The organism is Wolbachia endosymbiont (group A) of Lasioglossum morio (assembly GCF_947250585.1).
GTDB lineage: Bacteria > Pseudomonadota > Alphaproteobacteria > Rickettsiales > Anaplasmataceae > Wolbachia > Wolbachia pipientis.
In genome coordinates, this window is the sequence record NZ_OX366327.1 from 228020 (window position 1) to 245000 (window position 16981).

Sequence of the window (16981 nt, forward strand, 5' to 3'; positions counted from 1 at the left end):
TTGACAAAAATGGAAATCATCTTAGCTGAACCACGAGGTTTTTGTGCCGGGGTAAAAAGAGCTGTGGACATATTAGCTATTACTTTAGAAAAATACAAAAACGAGTGCCAAGTTTATGTGCTACACGAAATTGTTCACAATAAATATATAGTAGAGGACTTTAAGAAACAAGGAGTGGTTTTTGTAAGCAGTATCGAGGAAATTGAAGATAATGAAGGAATACTGATCTTCAGCGCGCACGGAGTATCAAAAAATATAGAAGATGAGGCAAAAAGAAAGGGTATTCAAGTGATTGATGCAACATGTCCTTTAGTTAGCAAAGTGCATAAAGAAGCAAAAAGGTATGAAAACAGTGGTAAAGAATTAATTCTCATTGGGCATGAAAACCATCCAGAAGTTAAGGGAATTAGGGGAAGAGTAAACAATCCTATCACTTTAGTGCAAACTTTGCAGGATGTATATGATTTAAAGGTTAAAGATCCAGATAATTTGTCTTATGTTACACAAACTACGTTAAGCATCGACGATACCCGTGACATTATTGCTGCCTTGAAATTAAGGTTTCCAGGCATAACAGGTCCAGATTTAAAGGACATATGCTATGCAACGCAAAATAGACAAAATGCTGTTAAAAAGCTAGCTGAAATTGTAGACATGGTGTTAGTTGTAGGAAGTAAAAATAGCTCAAATTCAAACCGCTTATTAGATCTGTGCACTGCTAGAGGAAAAAGAGCCTACTTGATTGATAATTACAGCTGTGTGAATAAAAGCTGGTTTCAGGGCGTAGAAAAGATAGGAATCACCGCAGGTGCTTCCGCTCCTGACATATTGGTTGATGAATTAATGGACTACCTAAAAGTAAACCTGAGTGTAAAAATTTCAGTTATGCCAGGTGGTATTACTGAAAATGTTCAGTTTAAAATACCGAATCTGGTTTAAAACACAACTTATCTACTAAACTTCTTTTGAAATCACACAAACCAGCATCTATAGCTAAGACGTCATACCGCGATTCATTAGACTTCTTGCATAACCATATAACAAACTTTTATTGGGAATAGAAACGAAAAAACTTGCTTGACAAACTCCGCCAGCCCTCTTATCATGAAACTGAAGCTATTGTATTTGCTTTCGCCAATCTGCAGATTAAAAGGTAAGGATTACTTAATGTATCGGCGTCTTATGTTCAATTTTTTGCAGTATATAGATACTGTATGTCTTTACAAAACTTCATCTACATCTAGATTTTTATCTAAATAAGCTGAACGCGCTTATAAAGCGTTACAAGACATCAAAAAATGCCAATACTCGACAGAGATAGTAAAAGACTAGCTAACTCGGGGATTCTTTGTCTTTTTTTCTGCTTAGTAAATTTCTTAAACATTTGCAGCGTAAGTTAGTTGCAATTAAAAGCGGCTGAATCTCGCTTGTCAAGCGTTTAAAACATAAAAAACGCCAATATTTTAAAGCGGATAATAACCCCAGGGCTTCTTTTGCCTTTTTTTTCGTTTGGTAAATTTCTTAATGTTTGTGGCTGAACGACAACCGTCATCCCGCTACTTGTTAGCGGGATCTCTTGTTAGCGGCTGAGATACCGCGAATGAATCGCGGTATGACGGTTCGCGGCGGCATGACGATAAGGTTTATACCTTGTCATCCCAGTGCCCAAACACTGGGATCCAGTTTTCTTTACAAATTCACCAAAAGTGTTTCATTCTATAACATAAAACCCATACTCACCAAATCCAATGCATTACTTGCAATTAAGTTTCCTGGATCCCAGTGGGCTTTGTTGCATCGCTAGCTATGATGGATTAAAGATAAAAAAGGTGGAGAATATCAGTAGCTTATTATTCTGGTATTTATAACAAGAACGGTCAGTGAATACCTAAATTTGAGTAAAAGAAATTTCACTACCACTCACTAATCTGGCTAAAATTCAAGAATTTCAATGCTTTAGCTATTTTCAATAGAATTAAATTTATTAATATAAATAACAAATTACTATTCTTAAATTTGATCAGATTGATTGCAAAAAAACAAGATTTTCAATAAGTTGCTTATAATCCTAATTATAGTTAGCCTTTCATAAGTAGCGATGCAACAAAGCCATCCCAGTGCCAAGCACTGACCATTTCTGGTCTCTTAAATTGCAACTAATCTAAGTATTAAAAAATTTACCAAGCGAAAAAAAAGGCAAAAAAAGCCCGATGGTTGGCTAGTTACTTACATTATACTTTCAAGTATGGCGTTTTTTTATTCTAAACGCTTAATAACCGTGACTCAGCCGCTTTTAAGCCGCAACTAATCTAAATTATAAACGTTAAGAAATTTACTAAACAGAAAAAAAGGCAAAGAAACCCTAGGGTAGCTAATTATTCACTATCCATTTTTTAAGTTGGCGTTTTTTGATGTTTTAAATAGCGTATTTCAGCTTGTGTAGCTAGAAATTTGATAAAGACATGAGGTGCACATAGTGCAAAAAATTAAGCATGATTTACGCCAAATACATTAAGTTTTTTTGTCATTAATCCACTGCAGAGATTGCGAAGATAAATAAATAGCTTCAGTTTCATGATAAGGGGGCTGGCGAAGGGTGTCAAGGAAGTTTTTCGTTTCATCCAATGCGCTGCCAAAAGTTTGTTATGCAAGAGATCCCATAAATTGGGTGTCATAATAACTACACCCACATTAATTTTGGTGTACGTGACCTTGAAAGATCGTGATTCAATACTTAAATTATTAGGGTAGTAGGCAAATAATGGAGCTCAAAATGCATAATGTACAAGAAACTGAAAATTTAAAATTTGACGCTGAGGTAGGGAAAGTACTGAATATAGTGATTCATTCACTTTACACCAATAAAGACATTTTTCTGCGTGAATTAATATCAAATGCATCAGATGCATGTGATAAGTTGCGCTATGAATCTCAACTAAACCCTAATTTGCTAGATTTGAGTGACGAATTAAAAATCACTATCAGCTCCAATAAAGATAAGAACGAGCTATATATCACTGATAATGGCATTGGAATGAATAGACAGGATTTAATAGACAATCTTGGTACAATTGCAAGCTCTGGTACGCAAAAGTTCTTGGATGCGATTAAGAATAGCAAGGATTCAAGCCAAACTGTGGAGCTGATTGGGAAGTTTGGTGTTGGTTTTTACTCAAGCTTTATGGTTGCATCAGAAGTAATAGTAGAATCGAGAAAAGCTGGAGAAGAGGAGTCTTGGATCTGGCAATCCAAAGGAGATGGGGAATATTCAATCAGCAAGTCAGATAATCAAGTCCCTCGCGGAACCAAAATTACGCTCATTATGCATCCTGAAGAAAACGAGTTTTTAGATAAATTTCGTGTTGAAAATATTGTCACTACTTACTCTGATCACATAAATTTTCCTGTTGAATTTATAGACGAAGAAGGAAAAAGTGAAAAGTTAAACAGTAAGGCTGCAATTTGGACTAAGCCAAAAAATGACGTTACTCAAGAGGAGCACAACGATTTTTTCCGCAGTGTTGCCCACGTTGGCGGGGAGCCCTGGATGATATTGCATAATAAAAATGAAGGTGCAATAGAATATACAAATTTGCTTTATGTTCCTTCTATAAAACCTTTTGATTTATTCCATCCAGATAGACGTTGCTCTGTTAAGTTATATGTAAATAAAGTATTTATCACTGAAGATAATGTACAGATCATACCGCAGTATTTACGTTTCTTGAAAGGTATTGTTGATTCACCGGACTTACCTCTTAATATCAGCAGAGAAACGTTGCAGAATAATCGTGTTGTTGAGCAAATCAGGAAATCCCTCACTAAACGCGCGATATCAGAGCTCGGTAAAAAGGCAAAAGAGAATTTAGAGGAGTACACAAAATTCTGGACCAATTTTGGTGCAGTATTAAAAGAGGGTCTTTGTGAAGCTATGCCAACTGATGAGAGAGAAGCGCTGCTCTCGATTTGCAGATTTCATAGCACTGGTGATGAGAAATTAGTCAGCATTGATGACTATATAAGCAGAATGAAGCCTGAGCAGGAGCATATCTATTATCTCACTGGAAATAGCTTGGATTCAGTGAAAAACAGTCCGCAACTTGAGGGATTCGTCAGTAAAGGACTAGAAGTGCTCCTATTTGTTGATCCAGTTGATGACTTTTGGACTAGTGTAATTCATGAATACAAAGATCAGAAAATCAAGTCTGTAACCCGTGCAGATGTTGATTTGGAAAAATTCTCTTCAGAAGAAGATAAGACAGATGAAGAAAATAAATCGAATGAAGAAAAAACTGAGGAAACTATACTGCAATATTTTACCACAGTGCTTGGAGATTCAGTAAAAAGCGTAAAAATTTCCAAAAAATTGACTGATAGTCCCGTATGCCTAGCGGTTGATGAAGGTGCTATGGATCTTCGCATGGAGCGTTTTTTGCGTGAACAAAAGCAGCTAAATTACCGCACGCCAAAGGTGCTTGAAATTAATACTAAGCATCCTGTAATAAAGAGTATAATGAAATCTTATGCTGAAAGTGGTGAAAACCCAACATTGGAAGACATGATTCATTTATTATTTTACCAAGCTTGCATCGTGGAAGGTGAAGAGATGGATGATGTAAGTCTGTTTGCTAAGAGATTGAATAATTTGCTTGGCAAGATTTCTGTTTAATGCTATACTTAGTTTAGTTATTAATTAGGGGTAAAACATGTTTGGTCCAGGTTTTAGAGACTTTGTATCACAGGATACAACTTCACATGGCCAATCAAATCCTGAAAGATTAATCAAAAGTTGGCATGGTTTTGAAAAACCAGATTCTGAAGATTCAGGTATTGAAGAAGAGTTTGAAGTTTTAGATAGCGAAAGTCAAGAGATACCAGCTACTCCATGCAGTACATTTCCTGAAGATCTAAGTTTAGAGAATGCAATACTTGCAAACTTTCCTGATGGTTGTGATAGGTCGTTTACTGTAGAGTTAAAAGATGAAGATTCATATGGTATCATTCCTAAAAACTTAACTTTTGCTGAGATTATAAATATCTTAAATCAAGCTATACAAGAAGATAATTGTGAAGAATTAGACAAGGTTGTACAAAATATTGAAGATTATGAAGGCAGGTCTATTACGCTGGATAATGAAAATCTCAAAGATTTCTGTTCAAATCAACTTAATTTGGAGTTACAAAACGGAAGCAACCATCAACATATATATTCAAATGTACTATCACAATATAAATTTGATCAAGAGGGTTTCAAGTATGATTATTCAGTAAAAGAATTGGTACTATTGGCAATTGCAGCTAATGACAAGCTAGTAGAGCAATATCAGGATTTTCTTTTTGCTGAAGGAAATTTAAGTCTTTTACCTATACTTGTTGGTGGTCAAGAATACGTTAAAGCTTTTATAGGAAGATTCCATGATACTGATGGGATTTATGGAAGATTAAAAGATCAAACTATACAACTTGTTGAACCTAATAAGATTGACTTTTTCTCAGTTATAGCACTAAGAAAAGAGCAAGAATTATTAAATGCAGTTTTTGTCAAATACGTTTTAAGAGATTTTGGACAGGTGTTAAAAACAAGTAAACCTGATCCTTTGTATGGTGTGCTTGAAACAGCGTCTCTGATCAAAAATGAAGAGTTCATCACGATAGTGCTAGATGCATTTGAAAAATATATTAATGAGCTAACTGAAAAAGCCTCAACAGAAGAGTTATTAAAAAAGAGTTTTGTTACTTTATTAGAAACTGCGATAAGCCAGGAACACACATCTGTCATTGAATACCTGTGCAAACGATACACTAATAGTGCAGATTATGCCATTTACGATGTATATGAACAAGCATTTGCGGATGATAAAGTTATTACAATACTAGGGCAACAAATCCTGAAAAACATAGGAGCTCGTGGCAGAAAAGAAATTTATGATTTAATTCTGAAAACTGCATTGGATGCTGGTAATATTGCATTTATCGAGCACTTGTGTGAAAAATGTGCTAAATGCAGCAATGATGTTATCGGCTATCTCAATCAAAAATTTAAAAATAACGAATTTGATAACATACACGAATCAATCCTCATTGCATTGTCTAATGTTGAATACACAAACACAGACGTTATAGTCGAGGTGCTTTTTTACACTAAAGAAATCCATCAAAACGTATCACATAATGAGCAAGTGATTAGGCCGGTCATACAGAATATACTGAAAAATGCAACACACTACTCAATAGGCCAAGAAGATTACTCCTTAGTCAAGGAAGTATGTTACTTATACACAGAAGAGGGTGCAATTAACGTAATTTTTCAAGAGGAGTGTAAGATTTTTAAATCTAGCATAGAAAAGCGCATAGAAGATCTGGAAAAGGAAAACAAATTATTGCAATCTGAAGCTTTACGTGAATATAACAGCTGTCTTCCAGGTATTGTAAATGGATTAGTTCAGACTGCTTGCATAGTGTATGATGAATACACTAAAGATCCAAAAGACAATAAACGTCAAAAGAATATTGATCTAATATTCAGTTTAATGCAAATTAGAAATATTCTGCAATTTTCTATTGATGTGCAAAAATATTCCTGTCATGAACGTCAAGATTTGTGGGATGAAATGTGCCAAACTCCTGGAACTTTTATAATACGAAAAAGAAGTAATAACGTTGCAGATGAATTAGAAATTCCAGTTATAACAAGTGACATTCTATCAGAAAATCCAGGACTTGAAAGTGCTGGCAGTAAGCAGACAGAAAAAAATATTGTGGACAGAGGAAAAAATATTATGAACAATGAAGAGGCTTCAATAGAGGAAGCTATAGGTAATAATTATGAGGAGGGTGAAATGGGTAAAAATAGTGCTAAAAAACGTAAAGAGAGCATAAAACGATCTAAAGAAGAAAAAAAGAAAAATGAACAAGAAAAAGAAGTGCAATTTAGAGAACTATATGTTGGTAAAAATGATGGCTCGAAGGTAATCACTGAAGTTGATAGTAGTAAGAGGAAACAAGCTCCTGTCCAACCTGCTGAACATGTACCAGAAGAAAGTGCAAAACTTAAGGCACAGCCTTCTAATACTCAAGAGCAACAAGGTGATCAACAAGATTCACCACCACTTTCACCACAGAGTTCTGCGAGTGGTAATGTTGAAGGTACAAAAGCCTCTGCTAATGCAGCGCCAGTGCCAACGCCGAATCCGATATTAACATCAATACCAGACCAAGTGCCAACATCAGTGCCTCCAGTAACTAATAAAAGCTCTGGACAAGCGGATAATGTTCAAATCAATGGCAAGCAGTCTACTAATCCAAGCAATACTGTACCACCTGTTCAACCAACTACACCTGAAACACCTAATGCTTCTTCAAGTGAGAATAAAATCTCTGAACAAAAAGATGGTACTCAAACTAGCACCAGGCAGCAAGAAGTGTTTCCTTTTTATCCTTATATGCAGAACGGTCATGTGCTTCCAAGTGGAAGTCTTAACCCTATTACCGAAATGGGAAATACACAGAATTTGCAATCTGCAGTTTTAAGTAGTCAACAGCTTGCTTTCCGCAATGTCATTGAAATTTTCAACAAGCATGGTAGAGAGGGTTTTACTTCGCTTAAGCTTGTGGTACAGGAGTTTCTTCGCAATGGAATATCAAAAATCCAACTTCCTACCTCTAATGGTTACATTACCCTTAATTTGAATACGATCAACAAAGCAGGTTCAGAAGGATTGCAAAATATAGTAAAAGTACTTACAGATTCGTATGAGAATGGTGCACTTAATGATAGAACTCGCAATGCTATTGAGACACATGATGATATTGACGATTATAGGCTATTTTCAGAGAAAGATCCAACTCTAACACCTACGCCAGTGCCAACGCCGAACCTAACACCAACACCGAATCCAATTCCAATACCTACGCCGGCGCCAACACCACAACCAACACCGGCACTGAAGCCAACACTAATACCTTCAGTAGCTAACAACAAATCTGAGCAGGTGAATAATGTTCAAAGTAATGGTAGACAGTCTGATAATCAAAACAATAAAGATATACAAGATGTTAGCGCTACTATAAGTGATCAGGTAACTCCTGTGAGTAGTGATACTGAAAACAATAAAGTGGAAAAAAGTGGTGTGAGTTTACAAAGCAGCGGCTATGTGGACAATAGCACAGTATTATCCTTTGTGGATAGAGAGCATGTTATTCATGTTGATGCGCAGGTTTCAGGGGATGTGAGTTGTCTGGTTGAAACTATTAGTGAAGATACTGATGAAGTTGCAAGTAATCAAAATGGTGTACTTTTGCTGGAAGCTCAACCTATGGTACAGAGTTATGATTCAAGTGAAAAAGGTAATACTAATTTGCAAAGTGCAGGTGATAGTAGTGTAGGTGTAGTGTCAAAGAATGGTAGTGATCAACTACCTGCCGATAATCTAGAGCAGAATAGCAAAGGGGTGGATGATAGTAGTGTATCTGTGCAGTCTATAGGTATGGTGATAAGTCAATCTAATAGTGCTTCCACTATAACTCTGGATGATCACAAGCCTCTCATGAAAGATATAGAAAATGATAATGATCCAAGTGAAGAAGATAATGATTCTCCACAGAATATCAAAAAAAGCACATTGTCTACTATAGTTGTTTCAACACTAGTCGTGGCTGCAGTAGCTTCGATAGCTATCTCTGTTTACTTAGAAATGTTAGCAGTGGGGATAGCAGTTGGAGCTTGTTGTCTGGTTGCTGCTGCAGTTATATACTGCTGTACACCTAAAAGCCAAGTTGAAAACAACGAGGTTGAAAAATCTTTCAACACGGGGAAAGTACCTACTGCCGTACATGTATAATAAATATAGTAGTTTACCATTTAATAATTTATTATAATTATGTTAATTATCGGTAAATAAGGACTTGGTAAACTACGAAGAAATATTCTTGAATAAAATAAAAGATATAAAAGATGAGGGGCGCTACCGTGAATTTACGCACTTTGCGTCATTGCCAGGTAGGCTCCCCCACATTATGGACTACGAAAGAAATAGGGAAGTAATTGTTTGGTGCAGTAATAACTATTTGGGAATGTCGCAGAATGAGAAAGTTATTGCCGCTATTCAAAATTCATCTGTTGGCGCTGGAGGAACAAGAAATATATCTGGTACAACAAAAGAGGTTGTCGAACTTGAAAAATCCTTAGCTTGTTTGCATAAAAAAGAGGCTGCTTTAACTTTTGCTTGTGGCTACCTCGCTAACCAGACAACACTTAGCACTTTATCGTCTGTTATTCCTGGCGTAGTAATTTTTTCAGACGAGAAGAACCATTCTTCGATGATAGAAGGCATAAAATCAGGAAAAAGGCCAAAACATATATTTAGACATAATGATGTTGATCACTTAGAGCAGTTGTTAAAGTCCGTAGACACAAAAACACCAAAAATCATAGCACTTGAATCCGTATATTCAATGGATGGCGATATAGCGCCGCTTGAAGCGATATGTGATCTTGCAGATCAACATAATGCAATTACCTATTTGGATGAGGTGCACGCAGTTGGCATGTATGGTTCACATGGTGGCGGAATTGCAGAAAGAGAAGGTCTGATGGATAGAATAACCGTTATTCAAGGTACACTATCGAAGGCTTTTGGAGTGATGGGTGGGTATATAGCGTCTTCAAAGAGCTTGGTAGATGTAATAAGAAGTTCCGCTCCAGGATTTATTTTTACCACTGCTATGTCGCCTGTTTTAGCAGCGGCAGCAAAGGCAAGCATTGAGCACCTAAAATCGAGCAACATTGAAAGGGAAAAGCAAAAGCAAGTCGTTGAAAAAGTAAAAAACTCGCTGAGAAATGCAGGAATTAACTTCATTCCAACAGAAACTCATATAATTCCAATAATAATTGGCGACCCAGAGTTATCCAAAAAAGCATCAAAATTATTATTTGATGAGTATGGAATATACGTTCAACATATAAATTACCCGACAGTTCCAAGAGGAACTGAGCGTTTCCGTATTACCCCTACACCTTATCATACAGATGAAATGATAGAGCATTTAACAGAATCTCTTGTAAAAGTTTTCGAAAAATTGTCTATCCCTTTAGCCTGTTTATGCTATAGCTAGTACAGCCCTACGTCATACCGCGATTTATTCGCGGTATCTCAGCATGGATTCCGCTAACAAGTAGCGGAATGACGAGTTTTACGCTTATCAAATTGTAGGTAAACATAAATTACTTTAGCTATAGTTTTATATCTCCAGCAATGATTAGCCCGTTGTCTTCCGTTAGCCTTCCACCGCTTTCTTGCAGAAAAAGTCTACCGAGCAAGGCTTTATATTTGTTAACTCCAGAGTAAACTGTTCCTCTGTGCCTTCCTGCTGCAAGGTATGCAAAGCCTAAAATTGTTGAACCTATGGAGCGTACATTACTATTACCAGGCAGCAATTTATTTAATAAATTACCACTTACATCTATTAGACCCCCTTCACGGCTTTTCACTCGCATTTTTATATGACGAGATCTAAAATCCTCAAGAAAAGCACCTTTCTTTTCTTCTGCCCAAAAAGTTTCTCTAAGAGCCGGAGCATCAATTACAGCCGCCACAACTTTATTTTTATGAATGAGACAGACTGATACTGCAAAATAAACCATACAACTGGAAAAGTTCTCCCTGCCCTCTATAGGCATAATAAACCAGGTATAAGTGTCATCTTTTACTTCTTGATCAGTATCATCTTCGGAAATAAACCCATAGTCTCGTTTGTAGTCGTGCAAGCAATCGTATATGGTTTGCTTGGATTTTGAATAAGTTTTATTAATAAAGTCTGCTGATTTAACATTAGAAATTTGCAATTCATTAAAATCGCGCATAAGCTGCCTGGAAGCATTACGCACAGAATCAAGCATCACATTAATTCGTGGTGATGAGATGGACATTCTTCTTTTTACTCTTTCACTCTTTCATAATAGCTGTCATCTGGAGTATATACTACAATTTTATCCTCTTCTTTTATAAACTGAGGCACGTTAACGCGCATTCCGTTTTCCAAAATTGCAGGCTTATAAGAAGCAGTAGCAGTTTGTCCTTTAATAACAGACTCTGTTTCTTTCACAGCAAGTGTAACATAATCAGGCACATGCGCAGAAATTATTTTGTCTTGATAAGCTACAACTTTAATTTTCATGTTATCCTGTAAATAAATTTTTTTTTCTCCCAATAAGTCCAAATTTATAGTGATTTGCTCGTAATTACTTGGATGCATAAGATTTACAATGTTTCCTTCAGTGAAAAGGTAAACATATTCCTCTTCATCTAAAATTGCCCTTCTGATTGTTGCATCAGAACGAAATCTTTCATAGTGTTTTGCTCCGGTTTTGATGTTTTTCATTTCGGCTTGTATGTATGCACCACCTTTACCAGGTTGAGTATGCATAATACCTACAACCAAAAATAATCCGCCGTTATGTTCCAACACCTGACCTGGTCTAATATCGTTAGCTCTTTCTGCCATAATTACATTTTCAGTTTGATCTTACAATTATAAATAGCTTTATATAAATATCAAAGTCTTTATTAGTCAATAAATTCTGGTATATTTAATACTATATACCTCCCCTTTATATTTATATGTGGAAATATCTCTTTAGTGAAAGACAGCATAATACGTTTTTTTGTGCTGATAACTAAAATTTCTAATATATCCCCTGAGCCGAAATTATACACAGATTTTACATAGCCATATAATTCATTACTTTTCAGCCTTACTTCCATATCTACAAGGTCACTTTGGTAAAATTCATCCTCATCATTTAGCTCTGGTAACTTGCTTCTTTCTATATATAGCTTCTTATTCCTTAAAAGCTCTGCTTCATTACGGGAATTTACTCCGCTTATTGTAGCTATTACTAAATTATCACCTATGACGGATACTGAGTCTATTTTATAATTCTCATCACCACTTATTAGCTTACCATATAAGGAGATATTTTCAGGCTTTTCAGTAAAGGTTTTTACTTTAACAGCTCCTTTAATTCCGTGAGGAGAGGTAATAATTCCTAAGCATACCAGATTGTCGTTCATATTAATGCAAGTATCTAATCAGAAGATTTCTCAGATAAATATTGAGTCAAAATCTCGATGCCTTCATCAATCTCTTTTTCAGTGATAATGAGTGGAGGTAAAATTCTCACAACGTTATCTGATGTTACCCCAACAGTAAGCAAGCCGCGATGACTTAACTCTTCTGCAAACTTTTGATTGTCTGCTTTCACTTTTATTCCAAGCATTAACCCTTTCCCTCTTACTTCCTCTATTATTGGAAATTTACTTGCTAAGTCTTCTAGTTTATTTTTTAAGTATTTACCTCTAATTTCAACATTTTTCAAAAAGCCGGGGCTGAGCAATTCTTCGAGCACAGCATTACCTACTGAGGTTGCAAGCGGATTGCCACCAAAAGTGGAACCGTGCATACCAACTGCCATATATTTAGCAGCCTTTTCAGTTGCAAGACAAGCCCCCAGCGGAAACCCCCCGCCTATTCCCTTTGCAAGAGCACATATATCAGGTTCCACTCCTATATGTTCGTATGCGAATAATTTTCCTGTCCTACCAGCACCGCATTGTACGCAATCAAAAAATAACAATATGTCATTTTCATCACACAGCCTTCTTAGTTCTTTCATAAAGACTTCATTCATTACTTTGATACCACCTTGCCCTTGTATTGGTTCTATTAATATAACGCCTATACCACTTGAAATTGCTTTCTTTACGCTCTCAATATTGGGCTCGATGTTATCACACCAATCAATGTAGGGATTTAGTAATTCAGAAAATTTCTGTTTATCGTTTGTAGCACAAGTTAAAAAGGTTCTTCCATGAAATGCACCATGGAATGTTAAAATTCTGTGACGATTTTTATTGCCTTTTCCATTTTGATAGATCCTAGCAATCTTAAGCCCACATTCTACTGCCTCTGATCCAGAATTTGAGAAAAATACAGTGTCAGCGAAACTGTTGTTTATTAATTTTTCTGCAAAATTATTGGCAGCAGGTATATTATAGGTATTTGATATATGCCATAATTTTTCTCCTTGCAATTTAAGAGCACTAATTAATCGCGAATTAGTGTGACCTAAGCTACTAACGGCTATTCCGGAGTGAAAATCTACGTAGCGCTCACCATCAACATCATATAGGTAGATACCTTTGCCATGAGAAAAATTTATATTAACAGGAGAATAAACTGGCAAAATAGGAGAAATTGTCATAAAATATTATATGCTAAATTTTATTATTAATAACATAAAAACCGTTGTTTCACAATAAGAAGGATATGTATAAGCTAGGTAAATTGATGTTTTCTGCGTTGAAGAAAAACAAATACACAAAAGTTATTGTATTACTCTCATCGATCTTTATGATTTTATTCAGTGTGATATATTGTAATCATTTACTAAGGAGTAATTTCCTTTCTTCTTACCGTGATTCAAGTGTAAACTTAAAAAGCGTACTGGAAAATGGCATAATAAAAAAATACCATTATTTACTAATAGAAAAGCATCACATTAAATACAAAAATTTTGACTACATAAACCAACTAGTAAAACTAAGTGCTGAATTATTACAATCAGTGAGCAAAGTAAAGGATTTCAGCTTAATACTGTATGATCAAAACGGCAGAATAATATTCAGTAATTTTAACACTCAAGATTATGATTATGAACAGTTACTTACAAACGATGCAATTGATAAACTATTAAGTAACCAAGAAATATTTTATACTACAGGAAATACATTAACTTCTATTTTCCCTATATTCCATGAAAATAGCGCTAAACCGTCGTTTTTTTTGAAGATTCTTCGAAGCTACAATAATTCTTATGTTATAGCATATGGCCTATTTTTAGGCTTATTATTAATAATTTTAATATTAATAATGTTCTATTTGCACTTTTCTAATACCAAAATGCTGGCCAAGCAACATAAAACTAACATTGAATTACAGCAGATAAAAGAGGCATTAGAGCAAGAAAATGCAAACAAGCTAAAGTTTTTTGCAAGCGTTACACATGAGTTACGCACACCTCTTAATGCTATTATTGGATTTGCAGAGTTGATCAAAAATGAAACTTTAGGTTCAATGGATAACTCTCAATACAAGGAGTATGCAGACGATATATATAATGCAGGGACGCATTTACTTGCTTTAATTAACGATGTGCTCGATTTTTCTAAAGCTGAATCAAGTAGTTTAACAGTAGAAAAAGTGAAGTTTAACCTGAACAAAATAATGGATTCATGCATAAATATGCTATTACCTAAATTAAGAGAAACTGAGATTAATTTAAAAAAAGAGATACCTAATAAGCAATTATTAGTTATTGCAGATCCTAAGAGAATGAAACAAGTTATAATAAATTTATTATCAAACTCAATCAAATTTACCCCAAAGGGTGGTTTAATAAGAATGGTGGTAAAAGAAAATATAGAAAAAAACTTATTAACTATTGAGTTTCATGACAATGGAATAGGGATAATGCAGCAGGACATATATAAAGTTATGTCTGTTTTTGGCCAAGCAGATTCGGGGTATAGAAACGAAGGTACGGGCATCGGATTGCCGCTAAGCAAGAAATTAGTAGAGTTAATGGGTGGAACTTTTGACATTAAAAGTGAAGCAAAACTTGGTACTACGATAACATTGAACTTCTTTTATGAAGAACAAACATGTGAAGATTCGATTGATTTTTAATAGGATCTATTTGATATGGCCTTACATCAGACGAAAACCACACTTTATCAAAAGCGGCAAGCCGAGAAGGTAGGCAGAAATTCATCAATAAGCCCCCGTCAAGAATCTTATCTGTTAGCTATATATAAAATTTGATACTCTGACTACAATATACTACTATAGATAGAAGTGTTATTAATGGAGCAAGGTATGGAATTAGCAGTAGGAAATAATGCACCCGATTTTAGCTTACCAACAGATTCTGGTGAAAATTTATCACTGAGTGAATTTTTTGATAAAAAAAATGTAGTTCTTTATTTTTATCCTAAAGACGATACTCCGGGTTGTACAATGGAGGCAAAAGGCTTTAGAGATAAAATAGATGATTTTTCTTTCCTTGACACAGTGATAATTGGTGTATCAAAAGATAGTGTTAGATGTCACACTAACTTCAAAGCAAAATATTCTCTGCCGTTTTCTTTAGTTTCTGATGAGAATGCTGAAATGTTGGGAAAATATGGTGTTTGGGTAGAGAAAAGTATGTTTGGCAAAAAGTATATGGGAATAGAACGCACTACTTTTTTAATAGATAAAAAAGGTAAAATAGTGAAGATCTGGAAAAATGTAAAAGTTAGTGGACATGTTGATGAGGTTCTGGAAGAAGTAAAGAGAATATAAACTAAAGAATAGGTTAATGGCTACCCATTGCTACATAAAAAAGCTGAAATTACATAATTTTCGTAGCCACTCAAACTTTGAACTGGATTCAGATGATAGCTCAGTTGTAATAACTGGCAAAAACGGTATTGGTAAAACTAATATACTTGAAGCAATCTCGTTGCTTGCTAAAAGCAATGGAATGAAAAAAGCAAAAGCCAGTGAGATACAAAATAGATTCAGTAATGAAGATTGGGTAGTGCACTATGATTTTTTTAATGGAATGGATTTTAATTCAATTGGTATCGCAAAGAGTTTTGATAAGAAACTAATACAAATTGATGGAAAAACGCAATCGAGTTATTCATCTTTGTATAAGATATCCAATGTAATATGGCTGATTCCACAAATGGACTATGTTCTTCTCAATTCTCCAAGTGACAGATTAAAATTTTTAGACCGTATAGTCTCACTGTTTGAGGAAAATTACACTTGCTGCTACATGAAACACAGAAAAGCTAAACGTGAGCGAAGTAAACTGTTGAGAGAGAACACCTTGGACGAAAATTGGCTCTCTAGTCTTGAAAACATAATGGCCGTTAATGCAGTTAGTATTTTACGTATGCGATCGTCTGTTTTAAAGACACTACAAGACACAATTGATAACCATTCCAGTGAGTTTTTTCCGAAGGCAAGTTTGAAATTCAGCAGCCAGCTAACTTTGGACGATACTGCAGAATATTTTCAGAATCGTCTAAAGGAAAACAGAGAAAAAGATTCATTGACTGGTAGAGTAACCTTTGGTGTGCATAACGATAATTTTCGGGTTTTTTGTCAAAAAAGAAACGTACCAATAAATCTGTGCTCCACTGGAGAACAAAAGTTATTACTGCTTTCTATTATTTTATCCAGTGTAAAAGCAAGGTGTATTCATTACAATAAGGCACCACTTCTTCTACTTGATGATATAATGTCTCATCTGGATAAACATTACAGAAAGGCGTTAATGGAGGAAGTGTTAAGTATTCAATGTCAAACTTGGATAACTGATGTAAATCAAGATAATTTCAATAGCTATCTTTATTCTTTCAAGTTTTTTGAATTATCAAATGAATTAAATGCAAAACTTCCTTGACAAACCTCGCCAGCTCCCTTATCATGAAACTGAAGCTATTTATTTATCTTCGCAATCTCTGCAGTGGATTAATGACAAAAAACTTAATGTATTTGGCGTAAATCATGCTTAATTTTTGCACTATGTGCACCTCATGTCTTTATAAAACTTCTAGGTTTCTACCTATATAAGCTGAAACGCGCTTATAAAGCGTTTAAGACAGTAAAAGACGTCAAATAGACAAGGGAGAATTTGAATACTAGCCACCCTAGGGTTTCTTTGCCTTTTTTTTCGCTCAGTAAATTTCTTAATGTTTATAATTTAGATTAGTTGCGGCTTAAAAGCAGCTGAATCGCGGTTATTAAGCGTTTAGAATAAAAAAACGCCATACTTGAAAGTATAATGTAAGTAATTAGCCAACCACGGGGCTTCTTTTGCCTTTTTTTTCATTTGGTAAATTTCTTAATATTCATAGCTAAACGACAA

12 protein-coding genes are annotated in these 16981 nt (G+C 35.1%); 8 read left to right on the top strand and 4 right to left on the bottom strand.

The window, feature by feature from the left end; genetic code table 11:
• Positions 1-9 precede the first annotated feature (9 nt).
• The 5 genes from ispH (at position 10) to hemA (ending at position 10113) form a co-directional block, all read left to right on the top strand.
• Positions 10-939 carry a 4-hydroxy-3-methylbut-2-enyl diphosphate reductase gene (gene ispH, locus OOK89_RS01180; protein ID WP_264719297.1) on the top strand — a complete coding sequence of 310 codons (930 nt, stop codon included), beginning with the start codon at positions 10-12 and terminating at the stop codon, positions 937-939.
• 673 nt (positions 940-1612) lie between these two features.
• Entirely contained in the window at positions 1613-1804 is a 192-nt protein-coding gene (locus tag OOK89_RS01185) for a hypothetical protein (RefSeq protein WP_264719098.1), read from the top strand.
• A 969-nt stretch (positions 1805-2773) separates the two neighbouring features.
• Complete coding sequence (htpG, locus tag OOK89_RS01190; RefSeq protein ID WP_095742876.1) at positions 2774-4669, top strand: molecular chaperone HtpG; 1896 nt, start codon at positions 2774-2776, stop codon at positions 4667-4669.
• Between the two features lie 37 nt (positions 4670-4706).
• On the top strand, positions 4707-8840 hold the full coding sequence (locus OOK89_RS01195; RefSeq protein WP_264719099.1) for a host RNA manipulator TomO: 4134 nt from the start codon (positions 4707-4709) through the stop codon (positions 8838-8840).
• Between the two features lie 64 nt (positions 8841-8904).
• Positions 8905-10113 carry a 5-aminolevulinate synthase gene (gene hemA, locus OOK89_RS01200; protein WP_264719100.1) on the top strand — a complete coding sequence of 403 codons (1209 nt, stop codon included), beginning with the start codon at positions 8905-8907 and terminating at the stop codon, positions 10111-10113.
• A gap of 118 nt (positions 10114-10231) precedes the next feature.
• Here the strand turns inward: hemA and OOK89_RS01205 are convergent, their stop codons facing one another.
• The 4 genes from OOK89_RS01205 to OOK89_RS01220 form a co-directional block, all read right to left on the bottom strand.
• On the bottom strand, positions 10232-10927 hold the full coding sequence (locus tag OOK89_RS01205) for an inositol monophosphatase family protein (RefSeq protein WP_151807552.1): 696 nt from the start codon (positions 10925-10927) through the stop codon (positions 10232-10234).
• 8 nt (positions 10928-10935) lie between these two features.
• Positions 10936-11502 (bottom strand): elongation factor P, encoded by a 567-nt coding sequence (gene efp / locus OOK89_RS01210; RefSeq protein ID WP_012673415.1) that lies wholly within the window; start codon positions 11500-11502, stop codon positions 10936-10938.
• 62 nt (positions 11503-11564) lie between these two features.
• The gene (rimM, locus tag OOK89_RS01215; protein WP_006279718.1) at positions 11565-12071 is read right to left on the bottom strand and encodes a ribosome maturation factor RimM; all 507 of its coding nucleotides are present in this window, start codon (positions 12069-12071) and stop codon (positions 11565-11567) included.
• A 14-nt stretch (positions 12072-12085) separates the two neighbouring features.
• A complete protein-coding gene (locus OOK89_RS01220; RefSeq protein ID WP_065094478.1) occupies positions 12086-13261 on the bottom strand; it encodes an aspartate aminotransferase family protein in 1176 nt (391 codons plus the stop codon).
• A gap of 65 nt (positions 13262-13326) precedes the next feature.
• On the opposite strand from OOK89_RS01220, the gene OOK89_RS01225 reads away from it, so the two are divergent.
• The 3 genes from OOK89_RS01225 (at position 13327) to recF (ending at position 16516) form a co-directional block, all read left to right on the top strand.
• The gene (locus OOK89_RS01225; protein WP_264719102.1) at positions 13327-14745 is read left to right on the top strand and encodes a sensor histidine kinase; all 1419 of its coding nucleotides are present in this window, start codon (positions 13327-13329) and stop codon (positions 14743-14745) included.
• A gap of 189 nt (positions 14746-14934) precedes the next feature.
• Positions 14935-15402, top strand: coding sequence for a thioredoxin-dependent thiol peroxidase (bcp, locus tag OOK89_RS01230; RefSeq protein WP_006279715.1), 468 nt, complete (start codon positions 14935-14937; stop codon positions 15400-15402).
• A 16-nt stretch (positions 15403-15418) separates the two neighbouring features.
• Complete coding sequence (recF, locus tag OOK89_RS01235; protein ID WP_138264925.1) at positions 15419-16516, top strand: DNA replication/repair protein RecF; 1098 nt, start codon at positions 15419-15421, stop codon at positions 16514-16516.
• Positions 16517-16981 lie beyond the last annotated feature (465 nt).

Excerpts from the sequence above, each read along its gene's own strand:
- ispH (WP_264719297.1), top strand. The coding sequence starts at position 10 with ATGGAAATCATCTTAGCTGAACCACGAGGTTTTTGTGCCGGGGTAAAA.
- OOK89_RS01185 (WP_264719098.1), top strand. The coding sequence starts at position 1,613 with ATGACGGTTCGCGGCGGCATGACGATAAGGTTTATACCTTGTCATCCC.
- htpG (WP_095742876.1), top strand. The coding sequence starts at position 2,774 with ATGCATAATGTACAAGAAACTGAAAATTTAAAATTTGACGCTGAGGTA.
- OOK89_RS01195 (WP_264719099.1), top strand. The coding sequence starts at position 4,707 with ATGTTTGGTCCAGGTTTTAGAGACTTTGTATCACAGGATACAACTTCA.
- OOK89_RS01205 (WP_151807552.1), bottom strand. The coding sequence starts at position 10,927 with ATGTCCATCTCATCACCACGAATTAATGTGATGCTTGATTCTGTGCGT.
- efp (WP_012673415.1), bottom strand. The coding sequence starts at position 11,502 with ATGGCAGAAAGAGCTAACGATATTAGACCAGGTCAGGTGTTGGAACAT.
- rimM (WP_006279718.1), bottom strand. The coding sequence starts at position 12,071 with ATGAACGACAATCTGGTATGCTTAGGAATTATTACCTCTCCTCACGGA.
- OOK89_RS01220 (WP_065094478.1), bottom strand. The coding sequence starts at position 13,261 with ATGACAATTTCTCCTATTTTGCCAGTTTATTCTCCTGTTAATATAAAT.
- OOK89_RS01225 (WP_264719102.1), top strand. The coding sequence starts at position 13,327 with ATGTATAAGCTAGGTAAATTGATGTTTTCTGCGTTGAAGAAAAACAAA.
- bcp (WP_006279715.1), top strand. The coding sequence starts at position 14,935 with ATGGAATTAGCAGTAGGAAATAATGCACCCGATTTTAGCTTACCAACA.
- recF (WP_138264925.1), top strand. The coding sequence starts at position 15,419 with ATGGCTACCCATTGCTACATAAAAAAGCTGAAATTACATAATTTTCGT.